The following is a 17,306-nucleotide window of genomic DNA, read 5'->3' on the forward strand; positions in this document are numbered from 1 at the left end:
AAGGAGAACGGCAGGCGGACTGCCGTTTTTTTCAGGCTGGAATTGAAAGCGTAACCACTTGCGGGTATTAAAAAAGGTGAACGTCGGCTGAGCTGTGGCTGCTGCATTAGCATTCATACCGGAACATGTTCACCTTTGTGCTGTTTAATGGGGGGAAGCGGGGTCAGGCGTGAAGAAAATACAGCAGCGCATCCGGCAGTTCTTTCTGCCAGAAGCCCCAAATATGCTTGCCGTCTTTCTCGGCGTACTGAACGGTCGCACCGCGGTCCAGCAGCAGTTCTTTCATGCTTCGGTTGATTTCAACGAAGTTGTAGACACCTAGATCGCTCTCGAAATGGGTTTCCTGCAGGCCGACGATCATATAGACATCGAGCCAGGACAAGTCGTCGCTCTCGGATACGATTTCCTGGGTGTCTGTATAGTAAGCGCCGGACAAGCTGATAATCCGGTGGAACAGCTCCGGATAGTTCATGGTCAAGTGGAGCGACACGCATCCGCCCAGTGAGTCGCCGGCCAGCACGCGCTGCTCAGCGTCTTTGCGTACCGGATATTTTTGTTCGATGAAGGGAATAATTTCTTCGGCAAAGCACCGGGTGTATGCCTCGAACCGGCTGCCGAATGGCGCATATTCTTCGGTACGCACGGAGGTGTCGACCTCGACGCCCACGACGATGAAAGGTTCGGCGAGATCGTCCAGGATCAGCTGATTAGCGATGGTCGCGATCCGGCCAAAATTAAAAAATTCTTCGCCATCCTGACAGTAGACGACCGGATAGCTGACAACCTCGTGATAGCCGGGAGGCAGATAGACGCGCAGGTTACGGCTTTCGTTCAAAAAGCGGCTCTCCAGTTGTTCCTTGTGAATGGTTCGTTTCAAGTATTTTGAATCCGTCATTCATGATCACCTTTCGTGCGGTTAATTTTTGCAATCGGGAAAACAATAAGTTACTATAACCCATGTTTGCCGATTTTGTACCTGTTTCAGTCAAAGGATTCTGTCTGTTATACAAAATAAACTAACCTGTTATACATACAAAGCGCAAATATTTTGAAATTTAATCCGCAATAGCTTTGACGAAACGAATAAAACAGGTGTATAATAATTCTATAACAGCGGAACTTGATATTCAAATTTTTTTGTTGAGGTGAAGAGAATGAGCAAGGTTCCTTATGAAGTGTACACCGAGGAAGTCGAAGCGCTTTCCGTGCTTTCTCCGGACGGTGAAATTGTTAATGAAGCGAAGATGCCTAAACTTACTGATGATCAGTTAAAAGAAATTATGTACCGTATGGTATTTACACGTACTTGGGATGACCGTGCTGTTAACCTTGGACGTCAGGGCCGTCTCGGCTTCTACGCCCCGGTTTCCGGTCAGGAAGCAACGATGGTCGGCAGTGAATTCGCGCTGGAGAAAGATGACTTTGTCTGCCCTGGCTACCGCGATATGCCGCAGATCGTATGGCATGGACTTCCGCTTTACCAAGCGTTCCTGTATTCCCGCGGACATCAAGAAGGCGGACGCATCCCTGAGGGCGTTAACGTTTTGATGCCTCAAATTATTATCGGCGCGCAAATTTTGCACGCGATGGGTATTGCGATGGGCTACAAGCTCAAGAAGCAGAAGCAAGTGGTTATTACGTACACGGGTGACGGCGGTTCTTCCGAGGGCGACTTCTACGAAGGCCTGAACTATGCCGGACGCTTCAAACTTCCTGTCATTTTCTTTGTACAAAACAACGGCTACGCCATTACGACTCCTTTCGCAAAACAAACGGCATCCTTGTCGATCGCGCACAAAGCGGTTGCAGCCGGTATCCGCGGCGTAAAAGTCGACGGTATGGACGTGCTTGCCGTTATTAGTGCTGTTCAAGAAGCTGCTGAGCTAGCACGGAGCGGCGAAGGCGCAACCCTGATCGAAGGCGTAACTTACCGTTACCGTCCGCACTCCTTGTCCGACGATGCAACCAAATACCGCACGAAGGACGAAGAAGGCGAATGGAACGCGAAGGATCCGATTACGCGCCTCGGCAAGTACCTGGAGAAGAAAGGCCTGTGGTCGGAAGAAGACACGGCCCGCGTGAAAGATGAAGCCAAAGCGAAAGTGAACGAAGAGATCAAAAAAGCGGAGCAAACACAAAAAATGACCGTTCCCGGCCTGATCGACAGCATGTTCGAACAAACACCGAAACACTTGGAAGAACAAAAGGCCGATTTCCAATAAATCGTTTGATCCGTATTGCGTAGTTTAACGAATGTTTAAGGAGGAAATGAAGCAATGGCACAAATGAATATGAAGGAAGCAATCCGCGATGCGCTGCGCGTGGAACTCAAGCGTGACCCGAACGTGATTGTGTTTGGTGAGGACGTAGGTAATGTCGGCGGCGTTTTCCGTGCGACGGAAGGCCTGCAAAAAGAATTCGGAGAGGAACGCGTCTTTGACACGCCGCTGGCTGAATCCGCGATCGGCGGTCTGGCTGTAGGCCTCGGGATCCAAGGTTTCCGTCCGGTAGCAGAAATCCAGTTTGTCGGCTTTATCTTTGAAGCTCTGGACCAAATGTTCGTACAGGCAGCCCGCATGCGTTTCCGTTCCGGCGGACGCTACAACGCGCCGATCGTATTCCGTACACCGTTTGGCGGCGGGGTTAAAGCGGCTGAGCTTCACACCGATTCCCTGGAAGGTTTGGCAGTACAAACACCGGGTATTAAAGTGGTAGTGCCGTCGAACCCTTACGACGCCAAAGGCCTGATGATCGCGGCGATCCGCGACAACGATCCGGTGTTCTTCATGGAGCACTTGAACCTGTACCATGCTTTCCGCGCCGAGGTGCCTGAAGAGGACTACACTGTTGAGCTGGGTAAAGCCAACGTGGTTCGCGAAGGTTCCGACGTGACGATCATCGCATACGGCATGATGGTTCACACCGCAACGAAAGCAGCGGAAGAGCTTGAGAAAACGAAAGGCATCAAAGCCGAAATCATCGACCTGCGTACGCTGAATCCTTTGGATATCGACACGATCGTTGCATCGGTCAAGAAAACCAACCGTGCCATCGTCGTACAGGAAGCTCAAAAAACTTCCGGCGTTGCGGCTGAGGTCATTGCTCAAATCAACGAAAAAGCGATTCTTCACCTGGAAGCTCCGGTACTGCGCGTAGCTGGACCTGACACGGTATACCCTTTTGCCCAAATCGAAGATACATGGCTTCCTACACCGGCTCGAGTAATCGCTGCAGTCAACAAAGTCATGGAATTCTAAGAATCGCAGTCATTAAATAGGGAGGTAGTAACGGTGGCTAAATTTGAATATCGGTTCCCCGAACTGGGAGAGGGTTTGCATGAAGGCGAAATCATCAAAATGCACATCAAACCCGGCGATAAAGTAACAGACGACGACATCATTATGGAAGTGCAAAACGACAAGGCAGTCGTAGAAGTGCCTTGTCCGGTTAACGGCACAGTGCAGGAAGTGTTCACGAAGGACGGACAGGTGTGCCGTGTTGGCGAAGTAGTCGCCATTATCGATGCGGAAGGCGAAGTGCCTGAGCAGGAAGCACCTGCCGGCGATCACGGCGCTCAAGAGGCAGACGCAGCGAAAGGCAGCGCGGATACGACTTCTTCCCCTGCGGCAAGCAGCCCTGCCGATGCCAAAGAAGGCGGCGCAGACCAAGCTCCGGCTCCTGCAGCTCCGAACAAAGAAGTTCTGGCTACGCCAAGCGTTCGCAAGTTTGCGCGTGAGCAAGGCGTTGACATCGCACAAGTGAACGGATCAGGCAACAACGGTAAAATCACTAGAGAAGACATCGAAGCATTCAAGAACGGCGGAGGCCAAGCAGCGGCACCTGCAGCGGCGAAGGCTGAAGACAAGGCTGCTCCAGCAGCGGCAGCGGCACCTGCTGCAGATGCGCGTGCCGAAGAAGAGCGCGTACCGTTCAAGGGCATCCGTAAGGCGATCGCCAACGCAATGGTGAAATCGGCTTACACGGCTCCGCATGTTACGATCATGGACGAAGTGGACGTGACCGAACTGGTGGCATTCCGTACCCGCATGAAGCCGATCGCCGAGAAGAAAGGCACGAAGGTCACATATCTGCCGTTCATCGTCAAAGCGCTTGTGGCGGCTAGCCGTCAATTCCCTGCTTTGAACGCAACGATCGACGAAGAAAACAACGAAATTGTGTACAAAAAGTACTACAACATCGGTATCGCAACCGATACGGACAACGGTCTGATCGTACCGGTCATCAAAGATGCCGACCGTAAGAGCATCTGGATGATCGCTGACGCGATCCGCGACCTCGCGGCACGCGGCCGTGACGGCAAACTGGCTCCGGCAGAAATGAAAGGCAGCACGATCTCCATCACCAATATCGGTTCCGCCGGCGGCATGTTCTTTACTCCGATCATCAACTTCCCTGAAGTGGCGATCCTGGGTACCGGACGCATTACCGAAAAACCTGTCGTGAAGAACGGCGAAATCGTAGCAGCTCCAGTGATGGCTCTGTCCCTAAGCTTTGACCACCGCATCATCGACGGTGCTACAGCCCAAAACTTTATGAACTATATTAAATCACTGCTCAGCAATCCTGAGCTGCTGGTTATGGAGGTGTAAGATATGGTAGTAGGTGACGCTTCTCTCGATATCGATACATTAGTGATTGGTGCTGGTCCCGGCGGTTACGTGGCAGCCATCCGTGCTGCCCAGCTTGGACAAAAGGTTCTGATCGTGGATAAATCCGAAGTGGGCGGCGTATGCTTGAACCGCGGATGTATCCCTTCCAAAGCCCTGATTGCGGCGGCTCATCAATATGAGTCTGCCGTTCATGGCGAATCTTTCGGCGTAACTGCTGAAAACGTAAAAGTGGACTTTGGCAAAACCCAGGAATTCAAAAACGGCGTTGTGAAAAAGCTGACCGGCGGCGTAGCGGGCCTGCTCAAAGGCAACAAGGTTGAAATTTTCAATGGCGAATGCATGTTCATCAACGAAAACGAGGCGCGCGTGTTCAATGAGCATGAGTCTCCTCGCTACCGTTTCAAAAACTGCATCATCGCTACGGGTTCCCGTCCGATCGAGCTCAAAGCGTTCCCGTTCGGCGGCCGCGTCCTGTCTTCGACAGAAGCGCTGAGCCTGCCTGAAATTCCGAAGAGCCTGGTTGTTATCGGCGGCGGATACATCGGTGCCGAGCTCGGCCAAATGTACTCCAAATTCGGAACGAAAGTAACGATCATTGAAGGACTTGAATCCATCCTGAACGGATTCGATCCGGACATGACGAAGCTCGTCGTGAAGAGCATGACCAAAACAGGCGTGGAAATCATCACAAACGCCAAAGCGGAAAGCGCAACTCAAACCGACAACGAAGTAACGGTGAAATACTCCGTTAACGGCGAAACGAAAGAAGTCACTGCCGATTATCTGCTCGTTACGGTTGGACGCCGTCCGAACACCGACGGAGAACTCGGACTTGACCTGATCGGCATCGACGTGGATGACCGCGGTCTGATCAATGTCGATCACCAAGGACGTACCAACAAGCCGCATATCTTTGCGATCGGCGACATTGTTAAGGGCCCTGCACTGGCACACAAAGCTTCTTACGAAGGTAAAGTGGCGGCTGAAGCCATCGCTGGACATCCTTCCGTCGTGGATTATAAAGTCGTTCCTGCCGTGGCATTCGTCGATCCTGAATGCGCAAGCGTAGGTTACACCGAGAAAGAAGCGAAGGAAAAAGGTTACAAAGCGAAAGCGGCGAAGTTCCCGTTTGCGGGCAACGGTCGCGCTTTGTCCCTGAACGCTGCGGACGGCTTCGTGAAGCTGATCTTTGACGAGGAATCGCAGCTCGTGCTGGGATGCCACATCGCCGGGGTGGAAGCTTCCAACCTGATCGCTGAGCTGGGCTTGGCTATCGAAATGGGTGCTACCCTGGAAGATATCGCTTTGACAATCCATGCGCATCCAACGCTGGGCGAAATCGTGATGGAAACAGCCGAGCTTGCGCTGGGCAATCCGATTCACGTGATCGCACCACGCCGCTAAGTTATCATCATACACTAGTAGTACCTAGGGAAAGAGCTGCTTTATGCGGCTCTTTCCTTTTTGCATTTAATGAAGGATTTTTTATCATTTCAGGGTTCCCCGCAATGGATCCACACTGCAGCAATAGCCCACTTAAGAGATGCTATTTTGCATTTCAGCCATATGATAATGAGAAAAGAGGTGATGTTTCCTGAATGATGGAGGGGGAGCGTAGATGCTGAGCAACGGGGGACTTTGCTACAATGAAAAAGGGTAGAACGTTTCATTCTAGGAAAGGTGGGGGTTTTCATGGGATCGATGACCTCATTTCTGGAAAGAGGACTGATGGACGAAGATTTTCCGATTCGTATAGTTCAGACAGAAGAAACGTTTCTTTTTGCTCCGCATTGGCACGAAGAAGTCGAAATCGTATATGTGGCCGAAAGCGGTGCGCGCATTGAATTGAACCATCACCTATGTGAGCTGAGGAAAGGGGAGATCTTGATGATCAAGCCGGGCGAAGTCCATTCTTTTATGCCCGGCACCGGCAGGTTGCTGATTATCGTATTTCGCATGTATTTCTTAACGGGAACGAGCCAGTGCGGTCCGGAAGAGCAGAGCTTGAAGACGCTAGTTTCGCATAATACCGTCATTCCGGCGCATCTGGTGCAGAAGGCAAATTTGGCGCTGATGATGAAAGCGATTGCAGAAGAAGAAGCGGGCAAACAGCCCGGTTACAAATGGGCCATGAAAGCAAGGCTGTACGACTTGATTGTCCGTCTGATCCGGCTGGGGCCGAGCCAAACGGAGGAGGATTGCCCAGGCGGCGCCTGCTCCCAGAGCAAGAAATTCGCGTTCATCGAGGAGGTGTGCGAGTATTTGGAACAGCACTACGACCAGCCGCTGAAGCTGGATGATATTGCCGAGCATACGAATTTTAACAAATTTTATTTGTGCAAGCTGTTTAAGGAAGCACGGGGAATGACGGTAATGGATTACTTGAACCAGTATCGGATTTCCCAGGCCAAATGGGATCTGCTCGGCGGCGCGGAATCCATTCTGCAAATCGCCGTGCAAAGCGGGTTCAACAATTTAAATTCATTTAACCGGATTTTTAAAAAGTACAACGGCTGCACGCCTTCCGAATTTCGCAAGCAAACCGGTAGGACTGCGCAATAAATGAACAATCCAGGCCAATATCCGATAAGCCCGGCCGCCAAAAATCCCATAAAATGATAACAAACTCAGATGTAAGCGTTTCCTTTTAATCGTGGATGAGGGGGGACTAGACGAACTGTTTTTTTCCTGGGATTGACTAACATCAAGCGAAAAGAGAAGGACGGGTGCTCATGAGAAGAAATCATTGGGGATATACCTTTATGCTGAGTCTGCTGGGCTTGTCCATCCTGCTGGCCGGGTGTCAGGTCTCGGGCAAAGGCGCGGGCGCAAGCCAGGAAATTACCGTATGGAGCTTTACCGATGAGGCGAATTACGCGATTGATAAGTTTGAAAAGAAATACCCCGGAGTCAAGGTGAACTTCGTCAACATCCCCGGAAACTTTTACATCACCAAACTGAAATCAGCCCTGCAGACGGCCTCCAAGGCACCGGACGTGTTCATGCTCGAAAACGGGAATATCCGTGAGCTGATCGACGTCCCCTACCTGGAGAACCTGTCTGCGCCTCCCTACGATGCGAACCAGCTCATTCCCGAGCAGTATCCCTTCGTCCAAGCAAACGAAAAGGACTCCGAAGGGAACGTCAAGGCGCTGGGATACCAAGCGACGCCGGGAGGCATTTATTACCGCAGGGATCTGGCCAAACAATATTTGGGCACGGATGACCCGGAAGAAGTCAGCGAGCAAATTGACACGTGGGACAAAATCTTCGACATCGGCGAAAGGGTCGCCAAAGAAAGCGGGGGCAAAGTGCATGCCCTGGCGAACTGGAACGCCATTTCCGTATCATACGAAGGCATTCCGTGGGTTAAGGACAATAAGCTTGTCATCAACGACGCTTACCTGAAAGTACTCGATATGGTAAGGGAAGCTCGGCAGCGGCATGTACTGGCCGAATTTGACGACGGCAGCGCAGGGTATGCCGCATCCATGCAAAAGGGCGAAGTGATGTTCTATCCGGGGGCGAGCTGGGCGCTGCAGTACACATTTAAGGCGAATGCGCCGGACACTTCGGGAAAATGGGGGCTTGCGCACGGGCCGGCCTCGTTCAGTTCCGGAGGAACGTATATCGCCATGTACAGCAAAAGCAAAAACAAGGATCTGGCGTGGAAGTTTATCCAGTTCTACAATTTCGATCACGAGTTTTTGACCGAGCTGGCCCATGACCAGGACTACTTTACGAGCAATCAGGTCGTGGACGACCAGCTGGCTCCGACGCTGACTTCCGCTTACCTGGGGAACCAGAAGCACTTTGAGTTCTTTTCCGAGGAAGCGAAAAACGTGCCCAGCTATCAGCGGACGCCTTTTGATACGGTGATCAATAATGACATTTACAAAAACGTGCTGCAGCTGTACTTGAACAACAAAATGAATACGAAGGAAGAGGCCATCAAAAGGATTAAACGGGACGTAAAGCTCAGGTACCCCGAGCTGGAGGTGGATTAACGCCTAGCGGCTGAACATCCGGCTGCGACAACGTTGGAACAACCCATACCAGGAGGTGCGTCCATGTTTGCCAAATCGATACGGAAGGACCATTACGGTTACTTTTTCATCGCTCCGTTTTTCATTATCTTTCTGCTGTTCGGATTGTATCCGATCCTATACTCACTGTATATCAGCTTTACGAACTGGGACGGGATCCGGACGCCGGAATTCGTAGGGCTGGGCAATTATATTGCGGTATTCCACGACCCGATTTTTTACAAAACCTTTCTCAATACGCTGTTTATATGGGGAGTGTCGGTCATCCCCCAACTGACCGTTTCGCTTGTGCTCGCCTTTATTTTGAACGAGAAGTTCGTCAAGGGAAGAAACATCTTCCGCGCGGTCTATTTCTTCCCGCATATCGTCACCGCCGCTTCGCTGGGACTGTTGGTAAGCTTGATTTTCGACTGGCAGTCGGGCGGACTGAATCATTTTCTCGTCGAGAGCGGAATCATCCACGATCCGATCAACTGGAAGAACAACGCCTGGTTCATGCGGCTGATCGTGTCATCGATTTTGTTCTTTCAATACTTCGGCTACTCCATGATCATTTATTTGGCCGGATTGCAGGGGATCGATCCGTCGCTGACCGAGGCTGCCCAAATCGACGGGGCCACGAAAAAGCACATTTTCCTGCACATCACGGTTCCGATGCTGAAGCCCATCATTCTGTTCCAGGTCATCACCTCGATTATCGGAGGGATGCAGATTTTCGATCAGCCCTTCACCCTCACCAACGGCACGGGAGCGCCGGACCGCTCATCCATGACCAGCATCATGTACCTGTACAACGTCGCGTTTCAGAGCACGCGTTTTGGCTACGGTGCCGCCATCGCGTTTTGCCTCTTCATCATTATTATCCTGTTCTCCGTCCTGTCGTTTGTGCTGACGAACCGGAAGAAGGCTTGAGGAAGGAGTCGATAACATGGAAGCGATTAGACCGATCCGGCGGGATGTCCCGTATGCCGCTAAGACCAAGCGCCGCCTGTCCGCCGGCATGGTGCTGTTGTATATTTTTCTGATCGGGTTTGCCATCATTTGCATCATCCCGTTTTATCTCATGCTGATCTACTCCAGCCACAGCAATGCCGACATCGCCTCGTCGTTCATCTTTCTGCCGGGGAAGGATCTGTGGGCTAACTACAGCAATATGGCCGCAAAAATCAACATTTGGCGGGGGTTCATGAACAGCTTTTTCATTGCGGGGTCCACAACGGTGCTGTCCCTGTACATTGGGGCACTGACGGCCTACGGTTTTGCCAAATTCCGGTTCAAGGGCAACAAGCAGCTGTTCTTCGCCCTGCTCGCCACGATGATGGTGCCCGGGCAGCTGGCCTTGATCGGGGTATACCGGCTGTTCAGTACATTCGGGCTGCTTGACAGCTACGCGGCCATCATACTGCCGGCGGCGGCGAACGCCTTCAACGTCTTTTTCATCAAGCAGTTTATCGACGGAAGCATTCCCGACGAAATCATCGAATCGTCGCGGGTCGACGGTGCGGGCGAGTTCCGGACGTTCAACCAGATCATCCTGCCCATACTAGGACCCGCGGTATCCGCGCTCGGCATCTTTACGTTCATCGGCTCCTGGAACAACTTCCTCGGTCCGCTCGTTCTGTTCTTCTCGCAGAGCAAATATCCGCTGCCGGTCCTGGTTGCGCTCGTGCAGGGCTACTACGGGATGGACTACGGCCTCTTGTACCTGGGTGTGGCGATCTCTATCGTGCCGATCATTATCGTGTTTGCGGTCTTTTCCAAGCAGATCATCGGCAGCGTGGCGATTGGAGCCGTAAAAGGATAAAGCTGAGTTTGTAAATACGAAGATCTGCGCGAGCAGAATAAAACCGTAAAACGCTCCGGTCAATGGACGGTTCTTGGGGGGAATCCCCGGGAACCGTTTTTGCCGTAGGCTGCCGGGAAGCGGCGAGCGGTCGGATTGTGGATGATGGGTGATGGACTTTTTTAGGTATTTATCAACCATGCCCCCACATGGTAAACTAGAATATAAACAATCAACAGATATATAGACAACGGCATCGAGAGGATGGATACAAAGTGCGAAACTATTTGGAGCTGCTGCAGGACATACTGGAACATGGCACCCCTAAGGAAGACCGGACCGGTACCGGTACGATTTCCGTCTTCGGACGACAGCTGCGGTTCGATCTGTCCAAGGGCTTCCCGCTCGTGACGACGAAGCGCATCCATTTGAAATCGGTCGTCCATGAACTGCTGTGGTTTTTGAGCGGCGATACGAATATCCGGTATCTGAAAGAAAACGGCGTTTCCATATGGGACGAGTGGGCTGACGAGAACGGGGATTTGGGACCGGTGTACGGCTCTCAGTGGCGGAACTGGGAGGCACCGGACGGCACCCATATCGACCAGATTGCGAATGTGATCGAATCGATCAAGCATAATCCGGATTCCCGCAGGCATATCGTCAGCGCATGGAACGTGGCGGAAATCGAGAACATGAAGCTTCCTCCATGCCATTTCGTATTCCAATTCTATGTGGCCGGCGGCAAATTGTCCTGCATGCTGACGATGCGTTCGGTCGACACGTTCCTCGGCCTGCCGTTTAATATTGCCAGCTACGCCCTGCTGACTCACATGGTAGCCCAGCAGTGCGGGCTTGAAGTCGGGGAATTCATTTGGTCCGGCGGAGATGTGCATATTTATTCAAACCATTTGGAACAGGTTAAAACCCAGCTTGAGCGCGAGCCATTCGAGCTGCCTCAGCTCGTGATCAAACGGAAGCCTGATTCGATTTTCGACTATAAGTTCGAGGATTTCGAGTTCGTGAATTATCAGCATCATCCGGGCATTAAAGCGCCGGTAGCCATCTAGCCGGCATCCATTTTATGTTGAAGGGAGCTTTTTGACCATGACAATGACGTTTATCTGGGCCATGGGCTCAAACGGAGTAATAGGGCGGGACAACAAGCTTCCTTGGCGGCTTCCGCGGGACATGGCTTTTTTCAAGGAGAAGACGATGGGCAAAACGGTCCTCATGGGCCGCAAGACATGGGAATCCTTTGGCGGTAAGCCGTTACCCGGACGCGACAATGTCGTCCTGACCCGCGATAAGGATTACGAGGCACCTGGAGCCCAGATCATTCATACGATAGAAGAAGCGGTTGAGCTCGGAAAGAACGAAGAGATCATGGTTATCGGGGGAGCAGAGATTTACTACAAACTGCTTGCGGTCGCGGACTGCCTGATCGTCACCCGGATCGACGAGACGTTTGAAGGCGACACTTACTTCCCTGAAGTAGACTTCGGGGACTGGACTTTGCAAGAAGAAATCAAAGGGATTACGGATGAGAAAAACCCGTATTCCTATCGTTTCTGCACCTATACCCGCAAAAAGTAGCCGAAGCTCAGGTTATCATGACATGTGACTTCAATGTTAAATAGTACAAATAATTATGCGGATAATCCATTTAATATTCAAAGTTTCAAATGCTACTATAATTGAAATATCTATATAGAATGAACTCAAGAGAATCATGCTCTAACACGGAAGCTGCGCCGTGATCGTGAGATGATAAATGCAAAACTCGGGTTCAATCTATCTACGTGTCGTTAATGTGATAGATAGGAAGTAACATTCAACAAGATAGAAAAGAACGGATGGGGGAAAATGCGTCATGTCAACACCAACAGGCTTTATGGAATACAGCCGCCAGCTTCCGGCGGATCGCGATCCTGCACAGCGGATTAAGGATTGGGAAGAATTCCATAAACATATGTCCGAAGAAGAACTGCGCACCCAAGGCGCACGCTGTATGGATTGCGGAACACCTTACTGTCATACGGGAATCGATATGGCCGGAGGCACTTCGGGCTGCCCGGTCAACAATCTGATTCCGGAATGGAACAACCTCATCTACCGCGGCCTGTGGAGAGAAGCGCTGGAGCGCCTGCATAAGACGAATAACTTTCCGGAGTTCACCGGCCGGATTTGTCCTGCTCCGTGCGAAGGCTCTTGTACCGTCGGCCTGATCGGCCAGCCGGTAACGATCAAGACGATCGAAGAGGCCATTATTGATAAAGGGTTTGAAGAAGGATGGGTTGTGCCGAATCCACCGGAGAAACGCACAGGCAAGCGCGTGGCGGTTGTGGGCTCGGGCCCGGCAGGACTGGCCGCGGCGGCACAGCTGAACAAAGCGGGTCACAGCGTTACGGTATATGAGCGTGCGGACCGTATCGGTGGCCTGCTGATGTACGGTATTCCGTCGATGAAGCTCGACAAATCCGTCGTTCAGCGCCGCGTGGACCTGCTCGCAGCGGAAGGCATCCAGTTTATCACGAATACCGAAATCGGCAAGGACATTTCTGCACAGCAGCTCGTTGACGAATACGATGCGGTCGTATTGTGCGGAGGAGCCACCAAGCCGCGCGAATTCAACATTGAAGGCAGCGATCTGAACGGGGTTCATTATGCTATGACGTACTTGAACGGTACGATCAAGAGCTTCCTGGACTCGGGTCTTGCCGACGGGAACTATATTTCCGCAGAAGGCAAAGACGTCATCGTTATCGGCGGCGGCGACACCGGTTCGGACTGCGTCGCTACGGCGCTGCGCCATGGCTGCGCAAGCATTACGCAGTTTGGCACGCATGAAAAGGCACCGCTGGAGCGCGATCCGATCAACAACCCTTGGCCGCAGTTCCCGAACGTATACACACTGGATTACGCCCAGGAAGAGGCGAAGGCGGTTTTCGGGAGCGATCCGCGCGAATTTTCCATCATGACGACCAAATTCGTTGGTGATGATGAAGGAAACCTCCAAGAGCTGCATACCGTCCAAATTCAGCGGATGGTGGACGAAACCGGCCGCAAAATCTATCAGCCGATTCCGGGAACGGAACGGGTGTTCAAAGCGCAAATGGCGCTGATCGCCATCGGTTTCGACGGACCGGAGCAGACGATTACCGAGCAGCTCGGCATTGAAACGGACCGCCGTTCGAACGTAAAAGCACGGAAAGGTAAATACAACACGAACGTGGACAAAGTTTTCGCAGCCGGCGACATGCGCCGCGGCCAAAGCTTGGTCGTATGGGCCATCAACGAAGGCCGCGAGGCTGCCCGTGAAGTGGACAAATATTTGATGGGATCGACGGTGTTGGTATAAAGTTGCCGGGCCGTCATTCGGGAATACTTGGCAACAGCTCCGCCGCGTCGGGGCTGTTGCCTTTTTTCGCTATATTCGGATCCAATCCCAACTTAAGGAGGTTTACATGCATGGGACAATTGATGGCTTACCAGGAAAAGGATCACGATCATCTGGTAGATTTGTGGTACCGTGCGGTTCGTAAGACGCATACCTTTTTAACGGAGGAAGACATGTCGTTTTACCGCCGGATCGTTGACGAACAAGCGTTGAAGCATGTGGAAGTGTGGGTAGTAAAGGACGACAGCGGCATCCCGGTAGGCTTCATCGGTCTGGACGGCAGCATGGTGGAAATGTTGTTCGTCGATCCCGATCGGCATGGACAAGGCGTCGGCACCCGGTTACTCCGGTATGCCGAGCAGTTGAAGGGGAGCGGGCTGCGGGTCGACGTCAACGAACAGAACGAAGGGGCATGCGCGTTTTATCAGCGGTACGGATTTGTTCGGGTAGGACGTTCCGAGCTGGACGGTTCCGGACGGCCGTTCCCGCTCCTGCATTTGGAGCTGAGACGATAAGCAGGTCAGGTTCATTCTGCCTATCCAAAATCATGAAGCTCTGCCGAGGACAAGTGGGTCTTCGGGAAAGGAGCTGCTGATACATATAAGCGGACGATGCATCCGAAGCGATGCTTCCGGTTAGGGAGCTTCACCGGGTGCTTTTTCCGCTTTCGCTTTTTGGTAATAATCAAACCAGAAGCCTTTAATGTATTCTTCCGGATCGATAAGCCCCTCTTCGACACACAGCTCGATCAACAAGTGAACCCCGAATAATTGGCGACGGTTCCGATCATGGATGCTCGATAACGCCTCCAACGTCACCTTCTTCGCTTTTTCAACGCTGTGCTGCTCAACGCCCCGCACAATTTCTTTCATGTTTTCCAACACATAAACCGTCTTCCTTAATGTACGAATCAGCAAAATCTGCCGGACATGCGTGGGTGTAAACAGCCTGTACCCGTTTTCGGGATCCCGTTCCGGCTGGATCAGCCCTTCCTTTTCCCAATGCCGGATCGCCGAGGGCTGCACATCCGTAAGCTCAGCCGCTTCGCCGATTGTCATACGGCTCTTTAATCTTTTGTTCGAAAAAAGCGGAAGCTCGGGATCCTGCAGCAAAGCGAGGGTCTGGTCGGCAACCGTTTTTTCGTGCTGCAGACGAGCCTGCTCCTGATTGACGAGCCAGAAGGCTCCATCCATGTCACGTTTTTGAATCAGGCGGAGCACGTCGCAGGTGATTCCCGCGCCGAATCCGGAGAACATGGCTCGTAAGCAGCGGAAATAAGCGAGGTGGACCTTGGTATAAAGCCGGTAGCCGTTACCCGAGCGCTCCGGCTCGGGGACTACCCCCCAAGATTCATAATGGCGCAGGGCACTAGTACTGATATACAATTCCCTGGCAATTTCGATCGGCTTATAATAACGCAACTTCCCATTCCCCCTTATGCGTCGGACTCTCATGATACACCAAGGATAACATGCCGACAAACACTGCACAAAAAGTTTAAAGTGACATGATAAAGTTTCGGTTCAGGGTTATTGTGCAGTCCCGCAAAAATTTCTGCAAGCCTTCCCATTTGCATGAGTGTTATAAAATTTGGGGTGTAAGCAGAAATTCAAGCCATGAGGAGGCTGGTAAGACATGAATCAAGAGGAATGGGCCATTGACGTGCGCGGGCTAACTAAAGCTTACGGCACGGAGGAAGTTCTAAAAGGATTGGACCTGAGGGTTGGGCAAGGAACCGTATATGGCATACTCGGCCCCAACGGGGCCGGCAAAACGACGCTGATCGGCATTTTGTCTACGCTCCTTGCTCCGGATTCCGGTTCGGTCCGGGTCTTTGGACTCGACGTCGTTCGTGAAGCCGATGCTGTACGCCGAAGGATTGGGCTCACCGGCCAATTCGCCGCTGTGGACGAGGAAATGAGCGGCCTGGATAATCTGGTCCTCTTCGGGAGGTTGGCGGGTTATTCCGCCAAAGCGGCCAAAGCCCGGGCCGAAGAGCTGCTGGATGCGTTTGGTCTGCTGGATGCAGGCGGGCGTGCGGCCGGAAAGTATTCCGGGGGAATGCGGAGGAGGCTGGATATCGCCGCGGCGATGCTCGTTGCCCCGGATCTTCTGTTTTTGGATGAACCGACGACCGGTCTTGATCCCCGGAGCCGCAGCGAAGTGTGGGATATCGTACGCGCTCTGGTGGACCATGGTACTACCGTGCTGCTGACGACCCAGTATCTGGAGGAAGCGGACCAGCTTGCCGACCGTGTGGCGGTGATCGGCAGGGGCTCCGTCATCGCTGAAGGGACTCCGTCCGAATTAAAGGCTTCCATCGGTTCGGGCTCGATCCAGATTCGGCTGGCTAACCCGCAGCAGCGCGGCGAAGCCGAGCAGCTCCTGCGGCGCGTGCTTCGAACAGACGCCAGGCTTCATTCGAATCCAGCCGAACTGTCGGCGCAGGTTTCCGATCCACGTCTGGCTGCTCTGGCCCTGACGGAGCTGTATGAGGCAGGCATATCTACGCATCAATATTCGCTTGGAGAGCCCAGTCTGGACGAAGTTTTTCTAACACTGACCGGCAGGGGCGCCCAAGACGAACTCTTGAAGGAGGAGACCCTATGAGCGATACGCAGTCCAGATTGCTCGCCGCCTTGAACTTGAGGGAGCGCCCGCAGCAACCGAGTGCGCCGCAGGCGGTATTGACCTTCATTTGGCGCTCATGGCGGAAAACGATAGGCAGCGTTGCTTATTTAGCGATTGACTCGATCATTTTTCCGGCGGTTTTCCTGCTGATCTTCACGTATTTGCTCGGCGGCGCGATCTCCGGGTCAACGGGCAATTACCTGCAGTACTTGCTGCCGGGTATGATGGTCTATACCGTCACCACCATGACGGTGTACATCGGCATTAATCTCAAAACCGATATTGAACGCGGCGTCTTCAACCGTTTTCGAACGCTGCCGTTCTGGCAGCCCGCTGCGATCATCGGTACGATGGCCATCAACCTCATTTCCTTTGCCGCAGGGCTCATGACGACGTTAGGACTCGGACTGCTGCTGGGATTCCGCCCGGAAGCGGGCGTGCCTGGTGTCCTGCTGTCGATGCTGCTCGTGATGCTCTATGCTTTCAGTTTCAGCTGGATCTTTGCCTGCATCGGGTTGATCGTACAAAAAACCGAATCCCTGACGACTATGTCCTATCTCGTGCTGTATCCGCTCATGTTTACGAGCAACGTATTTGCCGATACGTCCACCATGCCGGATTGGCTTGGTCCGGTAGTTGCCTATAATCCCGTCAGCCTGGCCTCCGCATCCGCCCGGGAGCTGATGCACGGTACGACCGGCGCTGCTGCCCTGACCACGACGCTGATCGGCTTGGGGGTTATTATGGCCGTGTTTATGCCGCTCGCGTTTCGTCTTTACCGCAAAAAAGGCAAGTGACCGAAACCGAAAAGATAA

The 17,306-nt window shown here is 52.6% G+C and carries 16 protein-coding genes; 14 read left to right on the top strand and 2 right to left on the bottom strand.

Annotation, left to right across the window (positions count from 1 at the left end; translation table 11 throughout):
* Positions 1–163: 163 nt before the first annotated feature.
* Positions 164–895: an alpha/beta hydrolase gene (locus CJP46_RS15495; RefSeq protein ID WP_094596498.1), complete on the bottom strand. Its 732-nt coding sequence runs from the start codon at positions 893–895 to the stop codon at positions 164–166.
* 259 nt (positions 896–1,154) lie between these two features.
* Between CJP46_RS15495 and pdhA the strand changes: the two genes are divergently transcribed.
* The 12 genes from pdhA to CJP46_RS15555 all read left to right on the top strand — a co-directional run bounded on the left by pdhA (position 1,155) and on the right by CJP46_RS15555 (position 14,375).
* Positions 1,155–2,222: a pyruvate dehydrogenase (acetyl-transferring) E1 component subunit alpha gene (gene pdhA / locus CJP46_RS15500; RefSeq protein ID WP_094596499.1), complete on the top strand. Its 1,068-nt coding sequence runs from the start codon at positions 1,155–1,157 to the stop codon at positions 2,220–2,222.
* A gap of 54 nt (positions 2,223–2,276) precedes the next feature.
* Positions 2,277–3,257, top strand: a complete 981-nt coding sequence (locus CJP46_RS15505) for an alpha-ketoacid dehydrogenase subunit beta (RefSeq protein WP_094596500.1) — start codon at positions 2,277–2,279, stop codon at positions 3,255–3,257.
* Between the two features lie 33 nt (positions 3,258–3,290).
* Positions 3,291–4,610: a dihydrolipoamide acetyltransferase family protein gene (locus tag CJP46_RS15510; RefSeq protein ID WP_094596501.1), complete on the top strand. Its 1,320-nt coding sequence runs from the start codon at positions 3,291–3,293 to the stop codon at positions 4,608–4,610.
* Between the two features lie 3 nt (positions 4,611–4,613).
* The gene (gene lpdA / locus CJP46_RS15515; RefSeq protein WP_094596502.1) at positions 4,614–6,035 is read left to right on the top strand and encodes a dihydrolipoyl dehydrogenase; all 1,422 of its coding nucleotides are present in this window, start codon (positions 4,614–4,616) and stop codon (positions 6,033–6,035) included.
* 288 nt (positions 6,036–6,323) lie between these two features.
* A complete protein-coding gene (locus tag CJP46_RS15520; RefSeq protein WP_094596503.1) occupies positions 6,324–7,193 on the top strand; it encodes an AraC family transcriptional regulator in 870 nt (289 codons plus the stop codon).
* A 170-nt stretch (positions 7,194–7,363) separates the two neighbouring features.
* A complete protein-coding gene (locus tag CJP46_RS15525; protein ID WP_256992353.1) occupies positions 7,364–8,638 on the top strand; it encodes an ABC transporter substrate-binding protein in 1,275 nt (424 codons plus the stop codon).
* A 63-nt stretch (positions 8,639–8,701) separates the two neighbouring features.
* Positions 8,702–9,589, top strand: a complete 888-nt coding sequence (locus CJP46_RS15530) for a carbohydrate ABC transporter permease (protein ID WP_094596504.1) — start codon at positions 8,702–8,704, stop codon at positions 9,587–9,589.
* Positions 9,590–9,605: 16 nt separating this feature from the next.
* Positions 9,606–10,481, top strand: coding sequence for a carbohydrate ABC transporter permease (locus tag CJP46_RS15535; protein ID WP_094596505.1), 876 nt, complete (start codon positions 9,606–9,608; stop codon positions 10,479–10,481).
* A gap of 254 nt (positions 10,482–10,735) precedes the next feature.
* A complete protein-coding gene (gene thyA, locus CJP46_RS15540; RefSeq protein WP_094596506.1) occupies positions 10,736–11,530 on the top strand; it encodes a thymidylate synthase in 795 nt (264 codons plus the stop codon).
* Between the two features lie 37 nt (positions 11,531–11,567).
* A complete protein-coding gene (locus tag CJP46_RS15545; protein WP_094596507.1) occupies positions 11,568–12,056 on the top strand; it encodes a dihydrofolate reductase in 489 nt (162 codons plus the stop codon).
* Positions 12,057–12,333: 277 nt separating this feature from the next.
* Complete coding sequence (locus tag CJP46_RS15550; RefSeq protein ID WP_094596508.1) at positions 12,334–13,821, top strand: glutamate synthase subunit beta; 1,488 nt, start codon at positions 12,334–12,336, stop codon at positions 13,819–13,821.
* A 110-nt stretch (positions 13,822–13,931) separates the two neighbouring features.
* Entirely contained in the window at positions 13,932–14,375 is a 444-nt protein-coding gene (locus tag CJP46_RS15555) for a GNAT family N-acetyltransferase (protein WP_094596509.1), read from the top strand.
* Positions 14,376–14,495: 120 nt separating this feature from the next.
* Here CJP46_RS15555 and CJP46_RS15560 read toward each other — a convergent pair whose 3' ends face one another.
* Positions 14,496–15,281, bottom strand: a complete 786-nt coding sequence (locus CJP46_RS15560; RefSeq protein WP_094596510.1) for a TioE family transcriptional regulator — start codon at positions 15,279–15,281, stop codon at positions 14,496–14,498.
* A gap of 214 nt (positions 15,282–15,495) precedes the next feature.
* On the opposite strand from CJP46_RS15560, the gene CJP46_RS15565 reads away from it, so the two are divergent.
* Together CJP46_RS15565 and CJP46_RS15570 are read left to right on the top strand one after the other, a co-directional pair.
* The gene (locus CJP46_RS15565; protein ID WP_094596511.1) at positions 15,496–16,470 is read left to right on the top strand and encodes an ATP-binding cassette domain-containing protein; all 975 of its coding nucleotides are present in this window, start codon (positions 15,496–15,498) and stop codon (positions 16,468–16,470) included.
* On the top strand, positions 16,467–17,288 hold the full coding sequence (locus CJP46_RS15570) for an ABC transporter permease (protein WP_094596512.1): 822 nt from the start codon (positions 16,467–16,469) through the stop codon (positions 17,286–17,288). The genes CJP46_RS15565 and CJP46_RS15570 overlap by 4 nt, the downstream gene beginning before the upstream one ends.
* The last annotated feature ends 18 nt before the right edge of the window (positions 17,289–17,306 follow it).

Source organism: Paenibacillus sp. XY044, from assembly GCF_002257645.1.
Taxonomy (GTDB): Bacteria; Bacillota; Bacilli; order Paenibacillales; family Paenibacillaceae; genus Paenibacillus_AQ.